The sequence below is a fragment of the Phytoactinopolyspora endophytica genome (genome assembly GCF_004138495.1).
Taxonomy (GTDB): Bacteria; Actinomycetota; Actinomycetes; order Jiangellales; family Jiangellaceae; genus Phytoactinopolyspora; species Phytoactinopolyspora endophytica.
Window position 1 is genome coordinate 40,758 of the sequence record NZ_ML142862.1, and the last position, 5,186, is coordinate 45,943.

General features: G+C 70.1%; 5 protein-coding genes. All 5 read right to left on the reverse strand.

Features of this window, described 5'->3' with window-relative positions; translation table 11 throughout:
- Positions 1-803, reverse strand: an 803-nt coding sequence (locus ELR45_RS38835; RefSeq protein WP_205857124.1) for an ADP-ribosylglycohydrolase family protein, incomplete at its 3' end; no start/stop codon positions are given.
- An 11-nt stretch (positions 804-814) separates the two neighbouring features.
- Entirely contained in the window at positions 815-1,969 is a 1,155-nt protein-coding gene (locus tag ELR45_RS23440; RefSeq protein ID WP_129668510.1) for an ADP-ribosylglycohydrolase family protein, read from the reverse strand.
- Positions 1,959-3,236 (reverse strand): ADP-ribosylglycohydrolase family protein, encoded by a 1,278-nt coding sequence (locus tag ELR45_RS23445; protein WP_129668511.1) that lies wholly within the window; start codon positions 3,234-3,236, stop codon positions 1,959-1,961. The genes ELR45_RS23440 and ELR45_RS23445 overlap by 11 nt, the downstream gene beginning before the upstream one ends.
- Positions 3,226-4,206 (reverse strand): ADP-ribosylglycohydrolase family protein, encoded by a 981-nt coding sequence (locus tag ELR45_RS23450; protein ID WP_205857125.1) that lies wholly within the window; start codon positions 4,204-4,206, stop codon positions 3,226-3,228. Before ELR45_RS23450 ends, ELR45_RS23445 begins: the two co-directional genes overlap by 11 nt.
- Positions 4,203-5,186 (reverse strand): extracellular solute-binding protein (locus ELR45_RS23455; protein WP_165368040.1); only part of this gene is annotated, 984 nt, incomplete at its 5' end. The genes ELR45_RS23455 and ELR45_RS23450, both read right to left, overlap by 4 nt.

Genomic DNA, 5,186 nt, shown 5'->3' on the forward strand with positions numbered 1-5,186 from the left:
TCGCCGCGGATCTGCGCACCGATCCAGTCCCGGAACGGGTTACGCACCAGCGACGTGCGCCCCGGCGTGACCCCGAGCAGAAGGTTGCGATAGGCGACCCGCTCGGCGGTGAACACCCGGCCCGCGGGAAGCTCCGCCAGCCAGGCCACTGCCACGTCCTCGGTGTCGAGCGCGGCACCGTGAGCCTCCAGCAGGGAGAGATTCAGCATCGGGAAGTTGAGGTCGTCGTCCTCCGGCATGCCGTCGATGTTCTCGGCCAGACTGGTCACGGCGCTCCGCCGGTTCCACGGCCAGCGCGCCGCGACGTCGTCCGGCAGACCATCCTCGGTGAACCAGCCGTTCAGCGGCCAGCGCCCGGTCGCCTCCAGAATCTCGCGGATCCCACGTCTCGGGATCTTCTCGACCGGCTTGCCGAGCAGGCAGCCGGCAGCCCTGCCCATCCAGGCGCCGTGCATCCGCTCGACGATCCGATCGGATGCCCTCGATCCGGCGGTGCCGGCATTCCCCGGATCGACCGCCTTCCCCGTCCAGGCCGGTGCTACCACCTGGATGTCCGCCAGGTCCGTGGGTTCGTCGGCGTCGAACGGCGACGGCCGCATATCGATCTCGTCCAGAACCTCGACCGCGAGCGCTCGCAGTGAATCGGGCGCCGGCGCGTCAGACGCGCCCGAATGCAGCGGCGCGGGGTCGCCGCCGGCGTCCACCCACCGGGCACGCAGATCGTCCACGTCGACACGGTCCTGGTCGGCCTGGTGCAGCGCGTGCCCCACCAAGTCTTCTGGCTGTATCCAGGTCAGGCGCATATCTCGTCAACCTACTCCTCGGCCAGGCCCCGGAACGCCGCGTCGACGGCGTCTCGCTGCTTGCGGTCGGCGGACCGGATCTCGGTGGTCACCTCGGCCAGGCGCACTCCCGGCGTCACCAGGTCAGTCCGGCTCGCCTCGGCCACGGCGTCCGACAGGTCCGCCGGGACGACGTCGCGTCCACCCAGCGTGCCGGCGATCGCACCGGCCATGGAGGCGATGGAGTCGGAATCGCGGCCGTAGTTCACCCCGCCGAGCACCGCATCTCGCCAATTCCCGCCGCTGATCACCAGCATCGCGAGCGCGATCGGCAGCTCCTCGATGCTGTGCAACCGGCTCGGCCGGCGGGCACCCAGACCCTGGTCCCGGTAGTCCTCGCCTACCGTGTCATGTGGCCGCATCGCCTTGCGCAACTGGCCGGACTCGACCGCGTCGGTCCAGTGCCGCGCGCCGGAGGCCGCCTCGACGACGGCATCGATCGCCGCCCGGGTGCCGTCCTTCGCCAGCCGCAGCGCCACCGCGATGACATCGTCCACGGTCGCGCCCGGGCGAGCCGCCTCGGCCACGCACGCGGCCATCACGCCGGCGGCTTCCCTGCCGTACGACGATTGATGCGCACCGGTCACGTCGAGCGCCTCCGCGTAGGCGGCGTCGGGGTCGGCCGCGTTGACGATGCCGACCGGGGCGATGTACATCGCAGCACCGCAGTTCACCGCATTACCGACGCCGGCTTCGCGCGGGTCCGCATGCCCCCAGTGCAGCCGTAGGGCGATGTACTTCTCGGCGAGGAACACCCGCTGCAGCGGCAATGCCTCGGTTTCGAGCTCGGGAATCCAGACCTGCTTCCCGAGCATCAGCGGCACCAGCCGCTCGGCTACGTCATACGCCGTCAGGTGTGACCTCGCCTGGTCGTAGACATCGACCATGAGGTGCGTCATCAGGGTGTCATCGGTGATGTGCCCATCGCCCTTGTGGTAAGGCGCGATCGGGCGGGCGGTCCGCCAGTCCGGGAAGTACGGCGGGACAATGCCTTCGACCCAGCCGCCCCATCGTTCCCGGATCTGCGCGGGCGACCACCCTTCGGTGGCGCCGCCGAGAGCATCGCCGACCGCCGCCCCGAGGAGGCATCCCACGGCTCGGCTGGTCAGCCCAGTATCACTGCTCACCCATGTTCCCTTTCATCAGTTCTAACAGGTCGACGCCGGCCAGGGCAGGCGCGCAGCAACCCACGAGCACCCGGCACCGCCGCACCCAGCTGTCCGGGAACGACGACGCGCCGTGTGCCGCACCGACCAGGGCTCCGGTCAGGGCCGGTGCGCTGTCCGCCAGCGACGGCAGGCAGGCAGCCGCCGTTACGGCGTCGATCGAGGGTGCGCCTGCGCGGACCGCGACCACGGCCATGGCCGACGCCACCGCGACGGTCTGTGCGGCGGCCGTACCGTAGGAGTACACCCGGTCGACTACGTCGTCGAGCAGCGGGACCGCTTCTGCTGGTGATGCTGTGCCGGCGACGGCGTCGAGTGCCGCCCGCGTGGTGCGCCCGATCAACGTGTTCTCCGGCAGCTCGCGCAACAGATTCTCATGCAGCGCGCCGCCACGCTCAACTTGCGCAGGGAGCGAGGGGAGATTTCCCTCCCCGCCCAGCGGCTCCTCCTCGCTAGAGCTCGTCGTCGCCGATGCCCGCCACACCATGGAGCGAATTCTCCCCTCGCTCCCCTCGTCTTCCGCTGGCGTCGCACGTTCGTCTGTGGTTACGCTGAGCAGCCTCGACGACGCGATGGCTCGGGCGATGGCGCGGGCGGCGTACAGGCCGTCGCCGGCATTGGTCACCTCGGCGTCCCACTCGGCGACGTCGGCGGCCAGGTCAGGAGAGTCGAGCATGGAGCCGATCGCGACGGCCCTGATGGCGGCGGCGTCGTCGAAGTGGTGCGGGTTGTCATAGCCGGACCGGGGTGGGCGGACGCCTTTGCGGAGCGAGTCGGCTGCCGTCGCCACGCTGATCCGGCCTCTAGGTACCGTGTCTGTCTCAACCGCGTCGAGCCAGATGGAATGAACCTGTTCTCTTGACCACGTCGGGGCGTCTGCCTGCTGGTCCGCCGCGCCTAGCCGGAGGAGCCAGGTGAGGGTCCAGGCAGACCACTCGGCGTCGTCGCTGGGTCCGAACCGCAGGGGTTCAGGGTCCTGATTCAGCGCGAACGGCACCGGCAGGGACGTGACGTCTTGTGTCTCGGCGAACACGTCCAGCTCCCGCCGCAGCCGCCGCGTCCAAGCGGGCAGCCGGTGCGAACGGTGCTGGCGCGCCGGCCACCCCGCGGCGTCGCCGATGGCGAGCCCGAGGATCGCGCCGGCCGCACGATCGGCCCCTGTGTAGCGTCCCGCGAAGCGAGCGTCGGAGGCCTCGTTGTGCGGGACGTTGTGGTCCTCACTCGGCATCGTGCACCTCCACGAGTCGCTCGGCCAGGTCGGACAGCATCAGGCCGCGGACGACATCGCCGAGGCAGCGGCCGGTGACCGGCCCGATCTCCACCCACTCTGGCGGGATCGAGCCGTGTCCACACAGTGCCCCGGCCAGCGCACCGGAGATCGCGGCCGTCGTGTCGGCGTCCCGGCCCATCGAGACAGCTCGGGGAACGACCGTGTCGAACCGGCCGTCGCCGGCGATGAAGGCGGCGAACGCCAGTCCCACGGCCTCCGGGCCAAGGTCGGTCCAGGGGTAGCGGCGGGTCACCAGGGCTTCGAGCAGGGCGGGAACGTCGAGCGAGCGGCCGGAACGTACCGCGTTCTCGACGCAGACCCGGGCCTGGATCAGCGCCTGAGCGGTCCAGCTGTCGGCGGGGACCACCTGGACCGCGGCGTCGACGATCGTCTCGACATCGGCACCGGACATCGCCGTCGCCACCGCGGCGGCGACGGCCTGTCCGGCGTAGACGCCCTCGCCGGAGTGACTGACCGCACCATCGACAGCGGCGAGCCGGGCCGCTTCCGCCGGATCTGAAGCGGCGAACACCCCATGCACCGCTGCTCGCATGGCCAGCCCGTCGCTCCACGAGTGCACGTGCTCGCCGCTGGCCGGCGGGCGTAGCCCTGCCCGCAGGTTCTCGACCGTGCCCAGCTCGCTGAAACCCGCTCCGGGGAAGCCACCGGTACGGCCGGCGAGGTGCTCGACCCAGGCGTCGGCGACGTGCTCGCTGGTCAACGCGGACCCATGCTCGAGCAGGAGTAGCGCGCTGAACGCCGCGTACTCGGTGTCGTCTGTGCCGGATCGGGCATCGGTGAGGAATCCGGTCACCTCACCCCAGCGGGCGGCGATCGCCTCGGCCGTCATGTTCTCGGCCGGGGCGCCCATCGCATCGCCGATGGCCAGCCCCACGAGGCAGCCCCGGGCACGGTCGGTCTGGTTCACCTGCGGTACCGCTCCAGGATCTCGTTGCCTTCACCGGTCAGCCTCTCGCCGAGTTCCTCCAGCGAGATCTCGTCGGCGAAGAACTCCTGCAGACTCGGCTCGGAGACCTTGGCTTTCCACTCTTCGAACCCTTTGACCTGCTGGAACGGTGCGATCTCCAGCTGGTCGGCAGTGGCGGTCGCCACGTCCCACCCGGTCTCGGCGTCGTTTAGCTCGGGCGATTCCGCGGCCTCCTGGCTGGTCGGCAGCAGCCAGTCGCCGGCCGCCAGCTCGACCTGGTTCTCCGCGTTCAGGAAGTACTCGATGAACTGCACCGCGTACTCCGGGTACTCCGTGTCGGCCGAGACCGAGATCGTCTGAGCCACCGCGCCCTGTTGCTGGCTGTCTCCGACCAGCGCAGGCAGCGTGACCCACTCGAAGTCGTCCGGCGCCTGCTCCATGAGCTGCTGGCGCAGCCAGATCGCCCCCGGCAGCATGGCGTACTGCCCGTCGAAAAACGCCGGCAGCGCATCCGTCGAGGACATGCCCAGCCCGTCCGGAGCGGCGATCTCCTCGCTGTAGATCATGTCGTGGATCCGGCTGAGCACCTCGCCCTCCGCATCACCGAAGACGGCCGACGCTTCGCCGGCCGGGTCGGAGAAGAAGTCCGCGCCGTAGTTGCGGGACAGGTTGAGGATCCGGTTGGTCGGCGACTTCAGCGGGTACACCGCGCCGTACCGGTCGTCGGTGGTGAGCTCGGCTGCCACGTCGGCGAACTCGTCCCACGTCCACGGGTCGTCCGCCGTGGGCAGCTCGATGCCTTCCTCCTCCAGGATCGTGGCGTTGGCGAAGATCACCTGTGACTCCTGCAGGAAGGGCACGCCGTAGACGGCGTCGTCGTAGGTGACCGTGTCCCACGCGCCCTCGCGGATGTCTCCCCGGATCTCGTCGGAGAGGTACCCGGACAAGTCGAGGACGTTGCCCCGGTCCCCGAACTCCTG